This window comes from Terriglobales bacterium (genome assembly GCA_035567895.1).
Classification (GTDB): Bacteria; Acidobacteriota; Terriglobia; order Terriglobales; family Acidobacteriaceae; genus Gp1-AA112.
In genome coordinates this window covers 115,260-134,367 of record DATMPC010000102.1, presented here as the reverse complement: position 1 = coordinate 134,367, position 19,108 = coordinate 115,260, and the positions used below count along the sequence as shown (strand labels likewise).

Sequence of the window (19,108 nt, the reverse complement as noted above, 5' to 3'; positions counted from 1 at the left end):
TGGTATCAAGGCAATAGCTGGAAGTCTGAAGAATCGTTGGCGGCTCTCGACCGGGCAGCTACGGCATCATCCGAGCCAGTGCACGCCGCATGCTTGCAACCTTCTTCGACAGCCCCGAGGCCGCATTAGCCAACGGCGCCAACATGGAATGCTGCCGACGAAATTCGGCCGGCGTCTCGATGGCGAACTCATGCAAATAGAATTCGTTCGAAAAGGGATGCAGATCGAGGGCCGGGCTCCCAGACTGGTACGGAAAATCTTCGAACGCCGACGGCTGCGAATCGAACTGAGATGCCAATTCGCGAACGTCAGTCGTGTAATGCCTGTCGGGAACGCTGGCGTTTCCAGATATCGCGAGCCCCACGGCCACGAATCCAGTTAGGAACACTGACAGGATTTGACGCACCTAGGCATTTTACCTAAGTCCAGAGCTGCACGTTCGTCTCACGGACCAAAAAAATCACTTAATTACGAGACGTCGCACGGTTCCACCTTCCGCACTTAAGTGTTTTCGCAGCTCGCGCGCCGTTCGCTTGAGAACCGGGTGCAAGGCCTCTGGAGCGATCTCAGTAAGCGGCTCAAGTACAAACCTTCTCTTGTGCATAGCTGGATGCGGGATCTGCAGGTGCGATTCTTCGACAACCACCGAGCCGAGAAGAAGGATGTCAATATCGATTGTGCGAGGGCCCTTAGGAACTTCGCGAGTACGCCCAAGTTCCGCCTCAATTCGTTGAATAGCGGAGAGCAGACCCTCCGGACTCAGTTGGGTTTCAAATTCCACAACACAATTTACGAACCAAGGCTGCTCCCGCAGTTCCATGGGCTCAGTTTCATAGAAGGAAGAGACTTTGCTCACTTGACCCACGGAGATGAGACGGGCAATGCACGCGCGAATATTGGCGACGCGATCGCCGATGTTGGAACCGAGAGAAAGATAAGCAGTCATTGCATCTTGTGGCACAGCCGCCCTCGGCTGCGGCCTTTGACGTCTGTCAGATTAGTGGAATGGTCGGTGATTTCTGAACTTAGTGGCAAGTTACGTGTATGTGTGATTCCCAGAAGACTGCCACAGGCGAGGGCGGCTGTTCCACAAGAGGATCTGTTCAGCGGGGGTCTTTTCCGTCGAATTAGAACGAAACCCGAAGGAGAATCCTGTAGATAACTCCATGCGGCTGCCCAATACAAAACTCGTCCGCCTTCTATGGACAGGCGTATGGGTTTTGGCCTTCATAGGACTCGCCGCAGCCATCCATCGCGTACTGGCTCTCGAATTCCCCGAAACGTTCTCCAGAAACAATTCACCCGCAGCCGTGATGGATATCGGCTTCAGTCGGCATAAGTTGCTGACACTCATTCATGTCGCACCCGGCATGTTGTTCATGGTGCTCGGACCACTCCAGCTCTCGCGCACGGTTCGCAATAAATATCTGCAATTCCACCGATGGTCAGGGCGGGTCTTTCTAGTTTGCTGCCTGATCATCGCAAGCTCCGCGTTAATGATGAGCTTCCGCATGGCGATTGGCGGCGCGAATGAGACTGCCGCAACCGTGCTCTTCGCTCTGTTGTTCCTGTTTTGCCTGACAAAAGCCTTCATTCACATTCGGCATAAAGAAGTGCTTCTTCATCGCGAGTGGATGATCCGGGGCTTCGCAATCGGATTGGGCGTCGCCACCGTTCGGCCTATCGTAGGAGCATTTTTCGCCTCGCGCCGACTCTCGCCTCATGAGCTTTTCGGAACGGCATTTTGGCTAGGCTTCACGATCAATTTGATCGCCGCAGAAGCCTGGATCAATTACGCGCGTGGGCGCCGAATTCCTGAGCAGGCTCGTGTCTTGCCCAAATTCTCGGCGACGGCAGAATGAGACTGCTTTTCACCACGGAGAAACGTGAAAAAGGTTCAGAGTGTGTGCTAGCTTCTAGCCGACTTTGGCAGATGCGGGCGCCAATCTTTCGAGTACGTCAAGCACCTCTTGATTGTCTGGAGATTCGCCGAGTTCGTAGAGTTGAGCGAAAACAATCTTCCCAGTCTTGTCGACAATGTAAATGGCGCGCTCATTGATTCCTGGAATGGGATCGCCTTCGCGGAAGACATCGTACCTACGCGCAATGTCACCGTGCGGATAGAAATCGCTGAGCAGCGGATAATTCAGCTTGCCGATTTCTTTTTCCTGCCACGCGATATGACTCCAAGTGGAGTCGACGCTAATACCCATGACCTGGGCATCGTTGGCGGCGAACTTGGCGAGTTCTCGACTGTACGCCGTCATCTGCTCCGTTCAAGTGGGTGTCCAGTCCAGTGGATAGAAGGCAAGAACAACGTTCTTCTTCCCTCGGAAGTCGCTCAGGCGCACCTTATGGCGCCGGTCGCCTGTAACCGCTGGAAGTTCGAAATCCGGAGCTGTGTTGCCTACCAAAAGCACTACTTTCCTCCGCTCTTGCGAGCCTTGCCTGACCTCGGCTGTTTTGGGAACCCGGCAGGTGGGATGAACTAATTTTAACGGGACGGAGTGGCGAGCATCAACTCAGATGGCTAAAATTCGGGGCCGAAATGTTAAAGGGCGTAGACACCTAGCCAAACCTCACACCTGCATAACTTCTTTTTCCTTGGCTTTGCTCATCTCTTCCATCTTCTTGATCTCATCGTCGGTCAGCTTCTGGATCTCTTCCAGCGCGCGCTTCTCATCATCCTCAGAGATTTTCTTGTCTTTGAGCGCCTTCTTAATCAATTCATTGCCGTCGCGACGGATATTGCGCACCGCCGTGCGATGGTCCTCAAGCACCTTGTGCAGATGCTTCACCAAATCCTTGCGCCGCTCCTCAGTGAGAGGTGGAATCGGAATACGGATGATCTTTCCATCGTTCTGGGGGTTGAAGCCCATATCGGAAGTACGCAACGCTTTCTCGATTTCAGCAAATGCACTCGGATCGAACGGCTGTACTGTAATCAACTGCGCTTCGGGAGCATGCACTTGCGCAATCTGATTGAGCGGCATCTCGGAGCCGTAGTAGGGCACACGAATGCTGTCCACCATGTGGACCGAGGCGCGTCCGGTCCGTGTCGAGAGCAGGCTGTTGCGGAAGTCTCCCACCGCCTTGTCCATGCGGGTCTTCAGTTGTGAGTAGGCATCCTTTAGCGCCGGATTTCCGGCCATGATCGAAACCGCCATCTCTTGCTCCCGAGCGTCGCTTCACTGTCGAAGCTGCGATATTGAAAGACCCGTAATTATAAAGGAAGCTCCGCCACGCTTCGTGAAGCTGAGCGAATGCTAGATTGGCTTTGGAAGCCTGATGCCACCGACTGAGAGTACGCCAAGCCAGAAAGCGCCGACTACGACAGGACGCTCGGCAACGCTGGTAGCCGCTGGAATCTTTCTCAGTCGCGTCGCGGGTTTGGTTCGTGAGCGCGTGTTCGCGCATTACTTCGGCAATTCCGATGCCGCTGATGTATTTCGCGCAGCCATCCGCATACCAAACTTTCTGCAAAACCTCTTTGGCGAGGGAGTCCTCTCAGCCTCTTTCATTCCCGTGTACGCGCGGCTCCGCGCTCTCGGCAAGGATGAAGAAGCGAGCGACGTGGCCGATGCAGTCGCGACGTTGCTCGCGCTCATCACCGCCGTGCTTGTCTTGGTTGGAGTGCTCGCTACTCCGTACATCATCGATGCCATCGCTCCGGGATTTCATGGCGCCAAGCGCGACCTCACCATTCGCTTGGTGCGAATCTTCTTCCCGGGCGCGGGCTTGTTGGTGATGTCGGCGTGGTGCCTGGGAATCCTCAACAGCCATCGCAAGTTTTTCCTCTCATACGCAGCGCCGATCGCATGGAACGCAGTCATGATTGAGACTCTGATCGGTTTCGGACGAAGTCACTCACAAGAATCTTTGGCGGTGATCACCGCGTGGGGATCAGTGGCAGGCAGCGCCATGCAGCTAGGTGTGCAGCTACCGGTCGCGCTGCGACTTGTCCACCGTCTGCGGCTTCAGTTGGGACTTCAACTCGCAGCCGTTCGCGAGGTAATTCGCAACTTCTTTCCCGTTCTTGTCAGCCGTGGCGTCGTACAACTCAGCGCATACATCGATTCGATCATCGCAAGCTACCTGCCGACCGGCGCAGTTGCCTCTTTGGGATACGCACAGATCTTGTACACGCTGCCCATCAGCCTGTTTGGCATGAGCGTGTCGGCCGCGGAACTGCCCGCGATGTCCGGAGCGCTCGGGAGTGAAAGCGAAATTGCAGCGGAACTGCGAGCGCGCCTGGGCAGAGCACTGCGCCAGATCGCGTTTCTTGTGGTTCCGTCGGCGATGGCGTTCCTTGCCCTGGGTGATGTCGTCTCGGCGGGAATCTACCAGTCAGGACGATTCGGGCACGCCGATGCTACTTACGTCTGGGGAATACTCGCGGGTTCAGCGGTTGGACTGCTTGCGTCCGCACTGGGACGGCTGTACTCCTCAACCTATTACGCCTTGCGCGATACACGCACGCCGCTGCGCTTCGCCCTTGTTCGGGTAGCGCTCACTACGCTTCTGGGATTGTTTTTTGCATTGCGCTTGCCGCAAATGCTGGGCATCGACCGGAGTTGGGGTGTTGCGGGACTCACTGCGTCAGCCGGCATTGCAGGCTGGGTCGAATTCCTGCTGTTGCGCTGGAAGTTGCACCAGCGCATCGGAGCCGTAGCGCCAGCCGGCGCATTTCTCACGAAGCTGTGGTCTTCGGCGCTGGTATCTGCGGCGGCTGCCTGGGGAATCAAGCTAGCTGTCGGACATCGTGATCCAATTCTGGTTGCTATTGCAGTGTTACTTCCCTACGGCGCCTTCTACTTAGCAACGACTTCTATGTGGCGGATCCCCGAAGCACAGACCGTATTGAGGAAATTCTTCTCGCTGTTGGCTCGATAACTGCTGGGTGGCGGTGGCACAAATTCACTGGTGTCCGCGGAACAGCGAATTTATCAGCGAATCTAACAGTGAATTTTTTCTGAAAACGCCGGCGAGCAACGGACAGTTCCGCGCAACCTCCTGCCGCGTCAGAGATTATCGAAATTTGCGATTCTTACTTGCCACAAAGAACAGTGAATAACAGTGAATAAGCAGTGAATTATGAATTTCGCAGTCCGTTGCTCGCACCAAAGTCCGATGATTGCGACGCCCAACCTCCTCGATGCCTGCGGGTTCCAAAATGAAATTTTCGTTGACTCGGAATCTTGACTCGTGGTACCACCGAACTATGTTCGGTGTTGGGGGATGGCCCCTCCGGAAACAACAATCAGGAACGCACTTCGTGACGCCAGGAACCGCCCAGGCGGAAATCACGTTGTACTTTTAGTTGCCTTATCGCCAGCATCGGCGCCCTGGGTTGAGCGCTAGTCAGTGCCGTTAATCGATTCTCGTGCTGACACGGTGGCAACGCTCAGACTTTCGCCCCAAATCTTGTGAACATGACGCACTTGCCGTCCCTGCTTGCGCTGCGAGCTTTCGAATATCAGCGAGACGATCAACATCATGATCGCGGCTCCAAAAATCGCGCCGCACCAAACTCCCTGCATGAAACCGGAACCGTCCATGATCGGTGCACGACGTTGCCGTCGCCTCCTCAACGCTGCCCAGCAAGTGCAAGTGAGCTGCCAATCGGATCTGCTTGGTAGCGGTTGGCGTTGCCATCCGTGCACGATGTCGAAACCCATGAAGATAAAGCGATCTCGGAAAGATTCGAACTTCCCCCTAGCACAGACCAGCGCAGGCGAGACGTTCAGCACGAACCGATCGGTTAACGAACACGCTCTTCGGTTAGTTTTGATCGATCACTCTATTCTTCGCGCAGAGTTGTTGCAGGGTCGATGTTGGCAACTCTCAAGGCAGGCACGGCCGTTGCGAGGAGAGTCACAACAAACAAGGTTAGTATCACGAGCAGGATAGTAGGCGCGTCATACACGCCTACACCATAAAGAACGCTGCGCATCACGCGGAGTGCGCCGATGCACAGTAGCAGTCCGAGGACTAATCCTAATGTCGATGCGCTCACTCCCGAACTTCCGACGTGCACCATGGCCCTTTCGATCGTCGAGCCCAACGCGATGCGAATCCCGATCTCGCGCCTTCTCTGCGCTACCAGGTTTGCCACCAGGGCAAAGATTCCCACCGCACTTAGCAGCAGGGCAAGTGAGGCCATTGCAGTGAGCAGAGCGACTTCGATTCTTTGGGTCGCAAGCGTGTCGGCCATGAGGTCATTCATCGAGTAGAAACCGGAAAACGGCAACGTGGGATCTGCGGTTGCGAGTGCACGCTGCATCTGGGGAATCACGCGTTCCGCCGACTGGGGGCTGCGAACGATCCAACTTGGCTGAAACCAAGCATGCGTGATGGAGAGCATCTTGGAGTCGCTGATTTGTGCCGCAGGCACATAAATCGCCTCTTCGTCGGTTAATGGCGCCGAACCTTCGTTCAATTTACCTGCAGAAGACAGCACCGTATCCGCTACCACGCCAACGATCGACATTTTGTCGAGATGCCGTCCTACAGGGTTCTCTCCGTGGAAGAACTTGCGCGCGAACGTCTGGTTGATCACAACCACCTGCTCTGTATCCGGTCCATCCGCCTCAGTGAAGCTGCGGCCTGCGAGCACTGGAATCTGCAACGTATCGAAGTAGCCGGGAGTGACATACGCTTTGTTTGTCATCACCTGCTGCCCTGCCTCTTTGCCGTCACTCAGAGTGATTCCCGTGAGCAGTGCACGCTCATACGGCAGAGTCAAACCAACCGCTGCATTCTGCACGCCGGGAATCTCGCGCATCGTGGAAAGGCTCTCATTAAGCAGTTTTCGGAACGCCGCCGGATCGCCGTAGCGGACATCATCGAGAGACGCCTTCGCCGTGATCACTCCAGCTGGATTGAAACCCGGAGGCATGGTCTCGAGGTGAACCAGCGTACGGATCAGCAGGCCGGCAGCCGCCAGCAACACCACCGTCAGCGCAACTTCGCCCGCGATCAAACCTTGCCGGATATAAACGCTGCCAGTTCCTATTACGGCACGGCTGGCGATCGCAGACCGAAGATCGATTCGCGTGCTGCTAAGCGCAGGCAACATACCGAACAGCACACTCGTGAGTAAGGACAGCAGAAGAGTGAATCCCAAAACGCGACCGTCGAGACGAATCGTCGCCACCGGCAAAAAGTGCTCCGGCAGCATCAGCAGCAACCCGCGCAATGCCAGGAAGCCTACTCCGATGCCCACCACACCACCCAGGAGCGCCAACACCAGATTTTCGATCCACAGCTGCGTTTGAATCTGCCACGCAGAAGCGCCCAGCGCGAGCCGCGTCGCGATCTCGCTTGTGCGGCGCAACATGCGCACGAGAGTAAGCCCAGCGAGGTTCGCACAAGCGATGAGCAGGATGAATCCGGCCGCCAGCATCAGCGCCAGCACCTGCGGCCGAAGCGTATTTGCTTGCCCCGCTTGCAGTGGAACCGAATGGTACGTTATCTGCGCCCCAGGATTTCTCCTGACAAAATTTTGGACCCGCGCAGTTCGGGCCCATGCGACGTTGATTTCTGCATCAGCTTGTGGCCAGGTTGCGCCATTCCGTAATCGCATGATGGGAGCAAAGTTTGTGCCCTGACCCTCGCCTTCGCGGCTCGGCTGCAGGGGCGTATAGAGATCGGCATTTAACGGAGTAGTTGCATGTTCAGGCAGGATCCCAATGATCGTGTATGGCTCGCCTTTCAGCAGAACGCCTTGTCCCAGAACGTTAGGATCTTGTGCAAAAACGGTGCGCCACAAACCGTAGCTGAGGATGGCTGCCTTGGGGCCGTGCGGACGGTCTTCATCCTCTGAAAGAGTGCGTCCCATGATGGGACGGATAGCCAGCACGTCGAAATAGCGCGCCGAAACGCGTCCCGCGTGAAGATACTGCGCGCGGGAACCGGCCTGCAGGTTTACACCGGAAGCGCGCAGGCCCGAAACAGCCGAGATGAGAGAGGGCACGTTGTCGCGCAGCAGCTCCCATTGCTCTCCATCGACATTCTTTCGGTCGTCCCCAGACTGAGCCCCCGTAGTCTTCGCGAACACGATTCCAATGCGCTCCGGACGATCGTAGGGCAGCTCTTTCAGAAGAAGCGCGTTCACGATCGAGAAAATTGCCGTGTTTGCTCCGATAGAAAGAGCAAGCGTGAAAGCCACAGCGAATGTGAATCCGGGATTACGCCGCAACTGACGCACAGCCAGCCTGAGATTTTGGCCCAGTGTTTCCATCCACCGCCTCCTCGCCACGTGCTCCGGACTTTATGGAATACGCAAGCGCGTCCCCGAAGTTGCAGGGCGCTCTATTTACACATTTGACCAACGGAAACGAAGAGGGTTAGGAGACTCCGGAGAAAAAGCGACTGTCAAGGCGACATTGCAGGCATTCGCTTAGCCCGCCCTGCGAACAACGGGGCACCCGAATTTTGTAAGTCTTTAGCAAAAAGAGGAAGGCCGGGGCACCATCGCACGCATTTCCAACAGCAGCTTCCATTCCGTACACGGACCGCCGCCAAGACTTGAGAGCAGCCCAATCGCACTACTCTGGCCTGCCGACTGTCTTCTCCGTGTATGCTTTTTGCAGGACAAAAAATGCCTTCTTCTTCTGTCCTTGTTCCGAAATGAGACCTTTTCGATTGAAGTAGTCCTGTATTCCAGGTAGTGGACGGCGTGGTGAGCGAAAGTCCATGAGGATCCACGGCGTCATTCCCCGCAGCTTCGAAATGCGATTGAGCATGACGAGCTGATGCTGGTAGATGTTGGCCTGATATTCCTCCGTCCAGCGTTCGTCCTTAGAGCCATGCAAGCCGTACTTGGCGTCTCCCCCGAACTCGCTCACGATCGTTGGCTTTTCGTAGTGGATATCCCACTCCGTGCGGTCAGCGTCTTCGGGCTTGTGTTCGTACCATCCGATATATTCGTTCACTCCGATTACGTCGAGTGCGGTGCCCAGGGGATCATCGACGATCTTCTTCATTCCTTCGGTGCGGACGAGCAACGCCGCCGTAACCAGACGCGTTGGATCTTCGACGTGCGCGCGTGCGGCCAGCGTTTGCAGAAACTGTGTACGGGTTGGATTGTTGGGAGTCTCATTGGCCATTGACCAGAGGATCACGGAAGCCTTATTGCGATCGCGGCGTATCATCTCCATCAACTGCTGTTGAGCTTTGGCAAGAACCGCTGGATTGTCGAACTCAACCGCCCAATAGACCGGAATCTCGGACCAGATCAGGATTCCCATCCGGTCAGCCAGACGCGTCATTCGCTCATCGTGAGGATAGTGAGCCAGCCGCGCATAATTTGCGCCCAGCTCCTTTACCCAGCCGAGCAGCGTCTTTGCATCCTCGTCGGAATAGGCACGGCCCGTGCGCTGAGGCGCCTCCGCATGAATGCACACTCCTCGAAGAAAAATGGGAGTGCCGTTCAGGAGAATCTGCGTGCCGCGGACCTCAATAGTGCGAAAGCCCACTTCGTCTTCCAGTGAGTCCTGCCCAGAACGAATCTGAACGCGATAAAGCTTCGGATGCTCCGGAGACCACAGCTCCAAATTGCCGGCGTGGAATTCAAAGCGGGCCCGTCCATCGTCTTGTATCGTAGATGTCTGCGTGAGCTTCTGCTCAGGAATCGCCAACGTGACCGTTGCACCCGGACTCGCCGAGTCGATGTGCACCCATCCTTCCAGTTCCGTCTTGGTGCCGCGCTTGAGCTGCAGACTGTAATCGTCGATAAACGTGCCCGGCACCTCGACCAGAGATACGTCTCGCGTGAGACCACCGTAGTTCCACCAGTCGGTCTGCAGCGTAGGCACGCCGTCCGCGTGCCGCGTGTTGTCGACGGCGATCACAGCAAAATTGTTGCCGTCGTGGACGTCATTGGTGATCTCGCAATCGAATGGAGTGAAGCCACCTTCGTGCTCGCACGCCTTCTGCCCGTTTACCCAGACATAGGAAAGGTAATTTGCGGATCCGACGTGAAAGAAAAGGCGTCGTCCAGAAACTCGATGGTAGGTAAACTCACGCTCGTACCAAAGTGGGCCTTCGTAAAAAAACAACGATTCGCGCTGCGTGTTCCAATCACCCGGCACGCGCAAAGTGGACGATTTTGCGAAGTCGTACTCTACTAGTCCGTTACTTGCTTGCTTTTCGTTTTTGAAATAGCCGTTGTTTCGCAGCTTGCCATGAAAGTCGTACAAACCGGAGCCATACGGATCGACAATGGCATGCCAATCGCCATCGAGGCTGATCTGCTGGCGATGGTCCACATCGACCAGGAGAGTCGGCTTGTTCGATCCATCATCAGGCTGAGCAAGCGCGATACCTAGGGAGAGAAGCAAAGAAAGAAGAAGTGCGCAAGCGCGTCTGGAGCAAGCCTGGCTGGCACTCGGCGCGATTTTGATGGGGACTTGGTGGGTTAGGCTTTCGATCTTGGGTTCACGAGGTGGCATGAAGTCACCAATACTACTATCGCGCCCTCATGTACTTGGGGAGCCGGGTGCCTAAATAACATTCACAAGCGGGAGCGCGCGCCGGGGCACCTGTGCCCTTGACATTGTTAGAGTACGATCGTACTCTCATCTCATGCGCTACTCGCCGGAACATAAGGCCGAGAACCACGAGAAGATTCTTTCCGTAGCTGCTCGCTCGTTTCGCGAGCACGGTGGGGACAGCAGCGGCATCGGGACGGTGATGAAGAAGGTGGGCCTCACGAAAGGGGGCTTCTACCGGCACTTTAAGAGCAAGGATGACCTCTTCGTCGAAGCGGTGGCACGGGCGTTCGACGAGATGGGAAGTGGCATGCTCGAGGTTGCAAAGTCGGCGCCCGAAGGTCAGGCTCTGCGGGCGATCATTGAACGCTATCTGAGCGCCGGCCACGCGAATTCGCCGGGAATGGGATGTGCGTTCGCTGCCCTCGGGCCGGAGCTTTCACGAAAGCCGTTGTCCGTGCGAAAGCGGATTGAGGCGGCGCGAGAAGCGTATCGCGAGCGGCTATTGCCATTTGTTCCAGGTCAGACGCGCGAAGAAAAACTGGCGAAGTTTGAGTTGTTGTTTCCCAGTATGGCTGGGGTAGTGACTGCGGCCAGATTGAAGTTGTCCCCCCAAGGGCGTGAGCGGGTGCTGGCGGAGGCGAGGAAGTTCTTTGTAAAAAACTTTACCGAAAGGTGACGCATTTTTTTTTGCATCCAATAGAGTACGCTCGTACTCTTTAAGCGAGTAGACGATGGAACAGATTTTCAATCGAAGGAACCACATCAACGACCAACCAAGAACCTAACCAAACTGAATCGAGGATAACTATGAGATACATGATCCCTCTTCTTATGGCAGCGCTACCGGCAGTGTCCGTAGCGCAATCACAGTCCGGGGCCGCCTCAGGCGTGCCCAGCGTGGCGATACCTAAAACCACCGAAGTGCTGGTCATTCAGACTGTCAAGCAGGGTGTAACCGCTTCGCAAGTCATGGATGTCATCCCCGCAGAGATTCGGGCCACTGTGAGGCTCTACCTCGACGGGAAAATCCGCCAGTGGTATTCGCGCGGCGATGGCAAAGGCGTCGTCTTCCTGGTCGAGGCGAAGACCGAAGACGAGGCGCGAGCCATTATGGAAACGCTGCCGCTCGCGAAGGAACAGTTGATGGATCACCAGTACGTTCCCGTCGGACCCTTGATGCCGCTGAGGGCATTGATAGGCCCCGCAACGCAGAACAATTAAACCGCAGAACAATTAACAGCGAACCATCATGATCAGGCCATCGGCACGCGCCGATGGCAAGGAGGTCGGGCATGCCGGCAAAAGACATCTTCAATATCGACATGGCGCTGGGCTATCTCGCCTGGGCGCTCTGCATCGCGACTTACGTCTGGCCGCGGCTGAGGGCGATGGATCGGGTCGAGGCGCACCGCGCGATTGCAACGTTCAACAGTTTCCGCTTCTTCGGGTTGGCCTTCTTACTGCCCGGGTTTGTTGGGCCGAACCTGCCGCAGGGCTTCGCTACGCAGGTGGCTTACGGCGACCTCGCCACCGCACTGCTCGCAATCCTCGCGCTGCTGACGGTGCGCGTGCGCTTCCTCTTCTGGCCGCTGGTCTGGGCTTTCAATCTGGTCGGTCTCGCCGACCTGGTCATCGACACGGCGCGTGCGGTCAGCGTGGATCTGCCGTCAGTTGCCGGGCAGCTCGGAGCCGGTTACGCGATCCCAATGCTTTATGTACCAGCGCTTTTCTGGACGCACCTTCTCGCGTTCTGGCTGCTGCTGCGACCTGGGGGCGCGCCCGTCCGGTCGGCGGACGCGCCGATGTCGCTCGCCGCGACTGAATGACCAAGACGGAGACTGCGATTCTGCTGGGGTGCTCACTTCAAGAGACACTGCTGGTTCCGATATGGAACGGCTGGACGGCTTCCAGTCATCGATGATCACGATGAACTGGAGCGGATGTTCTTAGGTGCCGAATGCCGATTGCCGCTTTTCAGAGCGCGCTGATCGTCACGTAGTATCCGTCTGGATCGCGGAGTGAGAACTCCATGGTTTGCGTGTTCGGATTCATGTGGGGCTCCTCTTCGAGCCGGGCGACGAGAGCGCGCGCCCGCTTCAGCGCCACCTCGTAGTCGTCAACGCGAAAGAACAAGAGAAGCCCATTCCCAGGTGAAGCCCACTCCGGACCCATCAACGAGGGATGCTCGTGCGCGCCCCACTGGTGGACGCAAAGCAGGACGGTTCCATCCGTATCTACTATCTGACCAAAGTGGTCATGGGCCGGAGCTGTCTCGGGCTGGCCGAACAGCGACTGGTACCACTTGAAGCTGCCGGCAACGTCGCGTACACCGATGATCGTCCATGTGCGCTTCATCGCATCTCCGCTCTTGGCAACCCGCCGCCAATCATAATCGTGGCCTCGAGTTTCTCGTTGCTACCAATGAAACAGGCGAGGGTAGAGACAGGGGAAGCGATCATCCGATCTGACCGCCGGCACTTTTCATTTTTATTACCAGACAGTAATCCTTCGGTTCATCGAGCGCCGACGAATCTTTCGGCACGGCTAGCCACCCAGCCAATGAACGGCAATTGCATAGCGGAATTGAGGGCCCGCCTTACGCTTTCCGATTCAGAGGATAATCGCAGGCCCTCGCAGTCCAACTGCCACGTCTCATCTAATTGCGGTTGCAGTTGCGGTCTTCACCCTCACAGCGGACTCGGCTGCGGCCGTTCGAGGCGTGAGAAGCGCAAGCACAGCGGCAACAACGAGAAGCGCCGGGACGTCACCCCAAAGGTGTGCGATTTGCTCCGGATTCGCCAAAGCTTGCGCCGCCATGATTGCGGCGTGCACAACGCTGGACCACACCGTGAACCAGATCAGGCTCAGGTGTTGAAGGGGATTGCGGCTCGCGATTAAAAGGAAAACACCCAACGTTGCATAGACCCCAAGGATCATCTGCAGGTAATGCGGCAGGTGGTGCGACTGTCCCGAGTGCCACGACCAGCCAGACGGCCAGACAAGGACGAATGTGTATATTCCGAAAATGAACGTCACGCCCACTAGCCGCAATGCGATGCGTAAGTGCTTAATGCGATCCTGTTCGGCAGTGCTTTTTCCTTGCAGGTCTCCGTGCTGGAGCTGCGCCTCACGGTTAGAGTTTTCCTCACTCGGTTTCGATTGGTTCAATGGCATATTTCCTCTCCTTAGTTACTTGCTCGGAACGGACTAGCGCCCGAGAAATTTGTATTCATTCGGTTTTCCACGATTCAGAATTGGTCATGCGACTTCAGAGCCATCGTGCCGTGCGCTGGAACTCGCGCGATCCTCTACGATCAGAGTCAATGTTTCGGTGTCGATGTTGAACAGATAGCCGTAGATGTTTACGTGCTTCGGTGTTCCCTTTGACTCGCGCAATAGTCGTGTGTCGCGCTTGAGGGATGACTCATAGTCGGCAATCGCGATGTTGGCTGAGTCGTAGAGTGCCGAGATATCTACGCCTTGCTCGCTATGAAAGGCTTTGATTAGCCCTTCGGGAGTGAACGACGTGGCTCCGCAGTACGTGTGGTGCACCACGACGATGTTCTCGATTCCAAACAAGTGCTGAGCGACCGTTATAGATCGGAGCGCATCCACCGCGCGCCCACCCGCAACTACAACCGGGAAGACCGTAGTAGTCGACGCTACCTTGTTGCCTTGCTCGTCCCGAACTATCTCGCCTGGGTACACTTCGCCGGACAGTGCTTTCGCCACAGCATGGGGAATGCTCACTGCCCGTGGGTCATAACAATAGATAACGACGGTCCGCAACGGGACGGCTTGCTTAAACGCTTTCCGCACCTTGGTTTCAACGAACCCAGGCTGCTTTGAAAATACATAAGTATCCGAATCCATCTACCAACTCCTCCTCGTCATTCAGTTGGAGCACCGCGAGTGGCCTGCTCCCGTTTCGCCTGTTTTGATGAGAGTGCGCAAGTAGAACGATTCATCTACTTGAGGTTCGTCCCAGGCAAGTTCAACTACAAGCAACAACGTATTTACGGTAGATCGATTGGTATACTTTTGGAATGGCCGTCAGAAAACGCGAGCACCTTCTCGCTGTCGCGCAACGAATGTTCTGCGAGACCGGGTTTCACGCGGTAAGCGTCGATGCGATTCTCGAGGAGGCTGGCGTCGCTCGCATGACGCTTTACAAGAACTTCGGTTCAAAAGACGATCTAATCGTCGCGACGCTCAAGCGCGAAGACAAAATGTTCCGGCAGTGGCTCGTGAGTTCCATCGAAGCTCGTGCAACACGTCCGCAGGATCGAATTCTGGAACTCTTTCGCGCCTTACATGATCGATTCGTCTCTGAAGGCTACTATGGGTGCGCATTCATTCGGGCCAGCATCGAATATCCTTCTCCGGATCATCCTGTTCATCGTGCGGCTCGCGAACACAAAGAGATGATTCGCTCGTATCTCCGTGGCCTGGCTGCAGAAGTCAAAGGAGCGGATCCCGGCACGCTTTCCGAGCAGCTTTACCTCTTGATGGAAGGCGCCATCACCGCCTCACAGCTGCATGGCGAACCGTGGCCTGCGGAATACGCACGACAAGCCGCGGAGAAACTGCTCGCTGATCTCTCTATGAAGCCTCTCCTGTCTGGCAAGACGGTCCATCGCGAGACCCAAATGGATCGATTACGAAAGTCGGCGATCCGAAAATCCTGACGGTAGGGAAGGGCACGGATTCATCCGTGCCGTCAATGCGACCCAGTTATGATTTGGCTCTAGCCGACGGGTTCAATGCATTTTCCAGTGGTCATATCGAATCCGAGTTAACTGGATATTGTCGGCGACCACGCATTCCGATGAGTATTCACTGGCAAACCGCGTGAGGTCGCGAAAGCAATGAACAATCACTTCTCGAGACTTCGTAAAGCTCACGGCAAGCGGCTTGCCTCGTCTATGTGGATATCAACAAGTATTGCCGGGTTCCTGTCAGGAGCAAAGAGCATGCAAGCAATAAAGTTTGGCGCAATCGTGGCGAAATGTCTCCCGCTCGTGGTTGTGCTTTGCACGGCGTGGCAGGCGATAGCACAGAATGCCAAAACATCGTATCCAAGCATGGCCCCTGTTGAGCAATATCTGATGGAGGATCGGAATTCCGAAATAGCTTTGGCGCGGAGTGCAGCACCGGAGTCCATTTCGCGCGATGCCGAAGCCCTGGTTCTCGGACGTCACGGATACGAAACTGCGGTTCAGGGAAAGAATGGGTTCGTGTGCGTCGTGCAACGCTCCTGGATTGCTGAAGTCAATGACCCGGACTTTTGGAATCCTAAGCTGCGCGCGCCGATCTGCCTGAATGCGGCTGGCGCGCGGTCCTACCTTCCGCGCATCATCAAGAGGACAGACTTAGTACTAGCTGGACGCACAAAGGATCAGATGATTCAGGCGATCAGGGCCGCGATAGACAAAAAGGAGTTGCCGGCGATGGAACCCGGCGCCATGTCCTACATGATGTCGAAGCAGGGCTATTTGAGCGATCGCGACGGACACTGGCATCCGCACCTCATGTTTTTCACCTCACCCACCGAGCCGGCAGCATGGGGAGCTGATCTGCCGGGCTCTCCAGTCATAGCGTTTAAGGACAGCTGGGAGCGCCTGACCGTGTTCCTGATTCCCGTGCGACAGTGGTCGGATGGAACCGCTGATCGCTAAGCAGACCTAGCAGGGAGAATCGCGTCGGTGATTCGCAATAAGCCTCAATCAGTTCACGCAACCCAGCAAGAAAGAGCCAGAATCAATGAATTACGCCGGCCACACCCCTGAGGACGTGGGTTCAGCTACACATTTGTGTCTCCGGATACATATCGCAGGAAAACCTCGGCACGAAACCAGGGACAGTAACGATTCTTTCAAAGCCGAGTGTCCTAGCCTCCGGATTTTTCGGAGGGTGGGCAGAGAGGCTGTTTGCAGCGGCGGCGTGAGGCATCGTTCGGGTGTGGTCAATTTTGAACAGACAGGCGTTCTGTGGTTGCGTAGGTTAGCCGAAGGAGAGCCTCGCTATGAATTGCGCATCATGCGGATCGGGCAATCAATCAGAATTTGCCGCTGAGGTACTTATCCATTTTCGCGGCCTCGAGAATATTGACAATCCCGGCGTCCTGGCATTCCCAACGGTTTTGATCTGCTTGGATTGCGGCTTCTCGCAGTTTACCGCCTCGACAACTGAATTGGTTGAGCTTGCACGAGATACCAGAACAAGGGAAGCGTCAACCCGGAATAATCATGTTCCTCGCGGCGGATTGCTCCTGAAGGCTGAGAAAGATTGAATCTGCAGTTCGCCTGCCTAACACCAAACTGCATTCGATGAGGACGGTTTCAACAGCATGGCTTGGTGTCGGCATATGAACGTAGGCCGGTGTTGTCTTGGAATCTGATGCAAAAAACCGTAACGGGAAAAGGTCGGCAGCCCAGCTAACGCGTGGTAACAACCGTTGCGGTTTTTCAATAGTTTGTCGAAGAGGAGTATTCTAAGAGTGTCTCCTCTTGTAACCCTCCCCTGCGCCCGAACGGGCGACGGTTCCTTGCGAAATGAACCGCCCATGACGAAACCACCTACGACTCAGACTACAGCGATCTCCTCAAACCGGAGAAACCCGTCCACTGTTGTCCGCATTCTTGTGGTCGATGATTTCGAACCTTTTAGGCGCTTCGTGTGCACGACAGTGGAAGCGAGACCGGAATTGCAGGTGATTGGCGAGGCAGCGGACGGATTAGAGGCGGTTCAGAAGGCTGAAGAATTGCAACCCGATTTGATTTTTCTCGACATCGGGCTGCCGACACTAAACGGCATCGAGGTCGCCCACCGAATAGGGCAACTCGCTCCAGCCGCAAAAATCCTGTTCATCAGTCAAGACAACGATCCCGATGTGGTAGCGACAGCTCTAAGCAACGGAGCAAAAGGGTTCGTTCACAAGCAGAATGCCATCACAGAACTTCTGCCTGCGGTTGAAGCCATTTTGCGCGGAGATCGCTGGTCGGCAAACGGTTTAATCAGCCAGTCCTAACCTTATCCCCTTCTTGGGGAACCTAGGGACCGGAAGCTGTGAAGAAATTGACGACGGGTAGTCGATAGAGCTATTGAGAACGATGTCAGTAATTCCGGTCTTTGACTCGTTCCCGAAGACCGTCTGAAGAGAGACAATCAAAATCTAACGCTCTAACCACTCGCGAGAAGAAACGATAACCGAAGCAACGGACATTTATCTCTCCCGTCCTGGCAGAACACCGTGCGAGAACGGGGTGCCGTGCTCCTATTTCAAAGTCGTGGCGCAATAGGTTGAGTCAGGTCCGAAGGGGCCCCCACATTGCGTCGTTGTAGTGAACTGGTCAGCCTGTCCGAAGTCTTTGCGTGTATCCGGGTAGTCGATCCCATAATGGAACCCGGTCGCTCCGAGTGTGTACCAGGGATAGATGCAGAGCGGGCCACCATACGCGGAGCACGCATTCGGGGCGAGTACTTCAGCCTTTCCGCCCTGGTCGCTCACGGCAGCGAAGCTTTTTGGTACAGATCCGTCGCCAAAGACTACCGATTTGATCTGTATCGGGGAAATTCCCGCCCACGATGCGGCGTTGTAAGACAGGCAGCCAGCCTCACCGGGTAAACAGAAAGCGGCTCCCCCGGTGAAGACCGACTTGTGTCCGATCTCCCAGACGAAGGAGAGGGGCGTATCCGAAACAATGCCCCAAGCCAGCGAGTTGCCGAGCTCTTGCGTGTCATAAACCGGCATCAGCGGGCCATCGGAAGAGGAGTTCAGAATGATGGTTCCGGTGCCAGGCGTGGTCAGGTCGGTAACCGTGATGTGGAAGCCGTCCTGGACAGGGGTGGTGTAGTAGTGCACCTGGATCATATCTCCGGCATGCATAATCAGCGGATGGTTGTTTCCTGTTCCGTCGGTCAGCATGGCATTGAATGCTGCTGGTTCCCGGAACTTGCCGTTGGATTCCGCAACCAGCTTGAACACCGGAGAGCAGGCCGTATAGGTATTCGGCGCGAAGCTCACGCTGAAGGCGCCGTTGGGGAAACAGTTCTTCACGATGGAGTCAGGATAGATCTGCAACTCGACAAATGCCTGTCCTCCAAAGCTCTTGGGATCTGTAACCGTTCCTCCAAACCAAAACGTTGGTCCCAAATCGGAAACGAGGGTCGATGGACCATCGCTTGGCAGCACAGCTGTCCAGGTGAGGTCTCGGGCCGATCCGGGAGCGCTGGAGACAGGGTCCAACTCGGGCTCATCGTGTCCGGTGCAGCCCGGTTCATAGCGAACTTCAAATAGTCCTTCGACGTAAGCGAAATGATGTGCGAGGCAGGCAGTCTTCGTCTGAGCGTGAGAGTAAGCAGCAGTAAACACGCAGAACATCAACGCTGCGCAAAAGCTTGTAAGTTTCATTTCGGTAACTCCTGATAGCGGGCGATTGTGGGAAGGCTCGAAAAAAGCGGTCAGAAGTGTAGCACGCTCCGCTCAGGAACACCTGAGTTGACACGGGATGAGGCGGCCCGGATTGCCTGGGGTGATCTTGGGATCGAGCGGGCGATGGATTACGTCGTCCATGTCCAGGGCGGAGAGATACCTGAGCTTGACAACCCAG

At 55.8% G+C, this 19,108-nt stretch carries 18 protein-coding genes and 1 pseudogene; 8 read left to right on the top strand and 11 right to left on the bottom strand.

Annotated features, from left to right (window positions below; genetic code table 11):
- Nucleotides 1-58 precede the first annotated feature (58 nt).
- Both VNX88_21235 and folK read right to left on the bottom strand, forming a co-directional pair.
- The gene (locus VNX88_21235) at nt 59-406 is read right to left on the bottom strand and encodes a hypothetical protein (GenBank protein HWY71203.1); all 348 of its coding nucleotides are present in this window, start codon (nt 404-406) and stop codon (nt 59-61) included.
- Nucleotides 407-460: 54 nt separating this feature from the next.
- Nucleotides 461-946 carry a 2-amino-4-hydroxy-6-hydroxymethyldihydropteridine diphosphokinase gene (gene folK / locus VNX88_21230; protein ID HWY71202.1) on the bottom strand — a complete coding sequence of 162 codons (486 nt, stop codon included), beginning with the start codon at nt 944-946 and terminating at the stop codon, nt 461-463.
- Between the two features lie 220 nt (nt 947-1,166).
- Between folK and VNX88_21225 the strand changes: the two genes are divergently transcribed.
- A complete protein-coding gene (locus VNX88_21225) occupies nt 1,167-1,862 on the top strand; it encodes a DUF2306 domain-containing protein (GenBank protein HWY71201.1) in 696 nt (231 codons plus the stop codon).
- Nucleotides 1,863-1,916: 54 nt separating this feature from the next.
- Here VNX88_21225 and VNX88_21220 read toward each other — a convergent pair.
- Together VNX88_21220 and frr are read right to left on the bottom strand one after the other, a co-directional pair.
- Nucleotides 1,917-2,399: pseudogene (locus VNX88_21220) on the bottom strand (redoxin domain-containing protein).
- Between the two features lie 180 nt (nt 2,400-2,579).
- Nucleotides 2,580-3,167 (bottom strand): ribosome recycling factor, encoded by a 588-nt coding sequence (gene frr, locus VNX88_21215; protein ID HWY71200.1) that lies wholly within the window; start codon nt 3,165-3,167, stop codon nt 2,580-2,582.
- Between the two features lie 121 nt (nt 3,168-3,288).
- On the opposite strand from frr, the gene murJ reads away from it, so the two are divergent.
- The gene (gene murJ, locus VNX88_21210) at nt 3,289-4,893 is read left to right on the top strand and encodes a murein biosynthesis integral membrane protein MurJ (protein ID HWY71199.1); all 1,605 of its coding nucleotides are present in this window, start codon (nt 3,289-3,291) and stop codon (nt 4,891-4,893) included.
- Nucleotides 4,894-5,357: 464 nt separating this feature from the next.
- Here the strand turns inward: murJ and VNX88_21205 are convergent, their stop codons facing one another.
- The 3 genes from VNX88_21205 to VNX88_21195 form a co-directional block, all read right to left on the bottom strand.
- Nucleotides 5,358-5,558 (bottom strand): hypothetical protein, encoded by a 201-nt coding sequence (locus VNX88_21205; GenBank protein HWY71198.1) that lies wholly within the window; start codon nt 5,556-5,558, stop codon nt 5,358-5,360.
- 242 nt (nt 5,559-5,800) lie between these two features.
- Nucleotides 5,801-8,242, bottom strand: coding sequence for an ADOP family duplicated permease (locus VNX88_21200; GenBank protein HWY71197.1), 2,442 nt, complete (start codon nt 8,240-8,242; stop codon nt 5,801-5,803).
- A 307-nt stretch (nt 8,243-8,549) separates the two neighbouring features.
- On the bottom strand, nt 8,550-10,343 hold the full coding sequence (locus tag VNX88_21195) for a glycoside hydrolase family 2 TIM barrel-domain containing protein (protein ID HWY71196.1): 1,794 nt from the start codon (nt 10,341-10,343) through the stop codon (nt 8,550-8,552).
- Nucleotides 10,344-10,587: 244 nt separating this feature from the next.
- Here VNX88_21195 and VNX88_21190 point away from each other — a divergent pair, with 244 nt between their 5' ends.
- The 3 genes from VNX88_21190 to VNX88_21180 all read left to right on the top strand — a co-directional run bounded on the left by VNX88_21190 (nt 10,588) and on the right by VNX88_21180 (nt 12,322).
- Nucleotides 10,588-11,172, top strand: coding sequence for a TetR/AcrR family transcriptional regulator (locus VNX88_21190; GenBank protein HWY71195.1), 585 nt, complete (start codon nt 10,588-10,590; stop codon nt 11,170-11,172).
- Nucleotides 11,173-11,303: 131 nt separating this feature from the next.
- Complete coding sequence (locus tag VNX88_21185) at nt 11,304-11,717, top strand: hypothetical protein (GenBank protein ID HWY71194.1); 414 nt, start codon at nt 11,304-11,306, stop codon at nt 11,715-11,717.
- A 71-nt stretch (nt 11,718-11,788) separates the two neighbouring features.
- Nucleotides 11,789-12,322, top strand: coding sequence for a hypothetical protein (locus VNX88_21180; GenBank protein HWY71193.1), 534 nt, complete (start codon nt 11,789-11,791; stop codon nt 12,320-12,322).
- Nucleotides 12,323-12,470: 148 nt separating this feature from the next.
- Here VNX88_21180 and VNX88_21175 read toward each other — a convergent pair whose 3' ends face one another.
- The 3 genes from VNX88_21175 to VNX88_21165 form a co-directional block, all read right to left on the bottom strand.
- Nucleotides 12,471-12,851, bottom strand: a complete 381-nt coding sequence (locus VNX88_21175) for a VOC family protein (GenBank protein ID HWY71192.1) — start codon at nt 12,849-12,851, stop codon at nt 12,471-12,473.
- A 297-nt stretch (nt 12,852-13,148) separates the two neighbouring features.
- Complete coding sequence (locus VNX88_21170; protein ID HWY71191.1) at nt 13,149-13,670, bottom strand: DUF6632 domain-containing protein; 522 nt, start codon at nt 13,668-13,670, stop codon at nt 13,149-13,151.
- Nucleotides 13,671-13,754: 84 nt separating this feature from the next.
- A complete protein-coding gene (locus VNX88_21165; protein ID HWY71190.1) occupies nt 13,755-14,369 on the bottom strand; it encodes a hypothetical protein in 615 nt (204 codons plus the stop codon).
- A 173-nt stretch (nt 14,370-14,542) separates the two neighbouring features.
- Here VNX88_21165 and VNX88_21160 point away from each other — a divergent pair, with 173 nt between their 5' ends.
- From VNX88_21160 to VNX88_21150, 3 genes are all read left to right on the top strand, one after another.
- The gene (locus VNX88_21160; protein HWY71189.1) at nt 14,543-15,184 is read left to right on the top strand and encodes a TetR/AcrR family transcriptional regulator; all 642 of its coding nucleotides are present in this window, start codon (nt 14,543-14,545) and stop codon (nt 15,182-15,184) included.
- A gap of 285 nt (nt 15,185-15,469) precedes the next feature.
- Nucleotides 15,470-16,174 carry a hypothetical protein gene (locus VNX88_21155; protein ID HWY71188.1) on the top strand — a complete coding sequence of 235 codons (705 nt, stop codon included), beginning with the start codon at nt 15,470-15,472 and terminating at the stop codon, nt 16,172-16,174.
- A gap of 887 nt (nt 16,175-17,061) precedes the next feature.
- Nucleotides 17,062-17,526, top strand: coding sequence for a response regulator transcription factor (locus VNX88_21150; protein ID HWY71187.1), 465 nt, complete (start codon nt 17,062-17,064; stop codon nt 17,524-17,526).
- Nucleotides 17,527-17,772: 246 nt separating this feature from the next.
- Here VNX88_21150 and VNX88_21145 read toward each other — a convergent pair whose 3' ends face one another.
- Complete coding sequence (locus VNX88_21145; GenBank protein HWY71186.1) at nt 17,773-18,909, bottom strand: hypothetical protein; 1,137 nt, start codon at nt 18,907-18,909, stop codon at nt 17,773-17,775.
- Nucleotides 18,910-19,108 lie beyond the last annotated feature (199 nt).

Coding starts and splice junctions, on each gene's coding strand:
- VNX88_21145 (HWY71186.1), bottom strand. CDS start 18,909: ATGAAACTTACAAGCTTTTGCGCAGCGTTGATGTTCTGCGTGTTTACT.
- VNX88_21155 (HWY71188.1), top strand. CDS start 15,470: ATGCAAGCAATAAAGTTTGGCGCAATCGTGGCGAAATGTCTCCCGCTC.
- VNX88_21180 (HWY71193.1), top strand. CDS start 11,789: ATGCCGGCAAAAGACATCTTCAATATCGACATGGCGCTGGGCTATCTC.
- VNX88_21185 (HWY71194.1), top strand. CDS start 11,304: ATGAGATACATGATCCCTCTTCTTATGGCAGCGCTACCGGCAGTGTCC.
- VNX88_21150 (HWY71187.1), top strand. CDS start 17,062: ATGACGAAACCACCTACGACTCAGACTACAGCGATCTCCTCAAACCGG.
- folK (HWY71202.1), bottom strand. CDS start 946: ATGACTGCTTATCTTTCTCTCGGTTCCAACATCGGCGATCGCGTCGCC.
- VNX88_21160 (HWY71189.1), top strand. CDS start 14,543: ATGGCCGTCAGAAAACGCGAGCACCTTCTCGCTGTCGCGCAACGAATG.
- VNX88_21165 (HWY71190.1), bottom strand. CDS start 14,369: ATGGATTCGGATACTTATGTATTTTCAAAGCAGCCTGGGTTCGTTGAA.
- VNX88_21190 (HWY71195.1), top strand. CDS start 10,588: ATGCGCTACTCGCCGGAACATAAGGCCGAGAACCACGAGAAGATTCTT.
- murJ (HWY71199.1), top strand. CDS start 3,289: ATGCCACCGACTGAGAGTACGCCAAGCCAGAAAGCGCCGACTACGACA.
- VNX88_21225 (HWY71201.1), top strand. CDS start 1,167: ATGCGGCTGCCCAATACAAAACTCGTCCGCCTTCTATGGACAGGCGTA.
- VNX88_21205 (HWY71198.1), bottom strand. CDS start 5,558: ATGGACGGTTCCGGTTTCATGCAGGGAGTTTGGTGCGGCGCGATTTTT.
- frr (HWY71200.1), bottom strand. CDS start 3,167: ATGGCGGTTTCGATCATGGCCGGAAATCCGGCGCTAAAGGATGCCTAC.
- VNX88_21175 (HWY71192.1), bottom strand. CDS start 12,851: ATGAAGCGCACATGGACGATCATCGGTGTACGCGACGTTGCCGGCAGC.
- VNX88_21170 (HWY71191.1), bottom strand. CDS start 13,670: ATGCCATTGAACCAATCGAAACCGAGTGAGGAAAACTCTAACCGTGAG.
- VNX88_21200 (HWY71197.1), bottom strand. CDS start 8,242: ATGGAAACACTGGGCCAAAATCTCAGGCTGGCTGTGCGTCAGTTGCGG.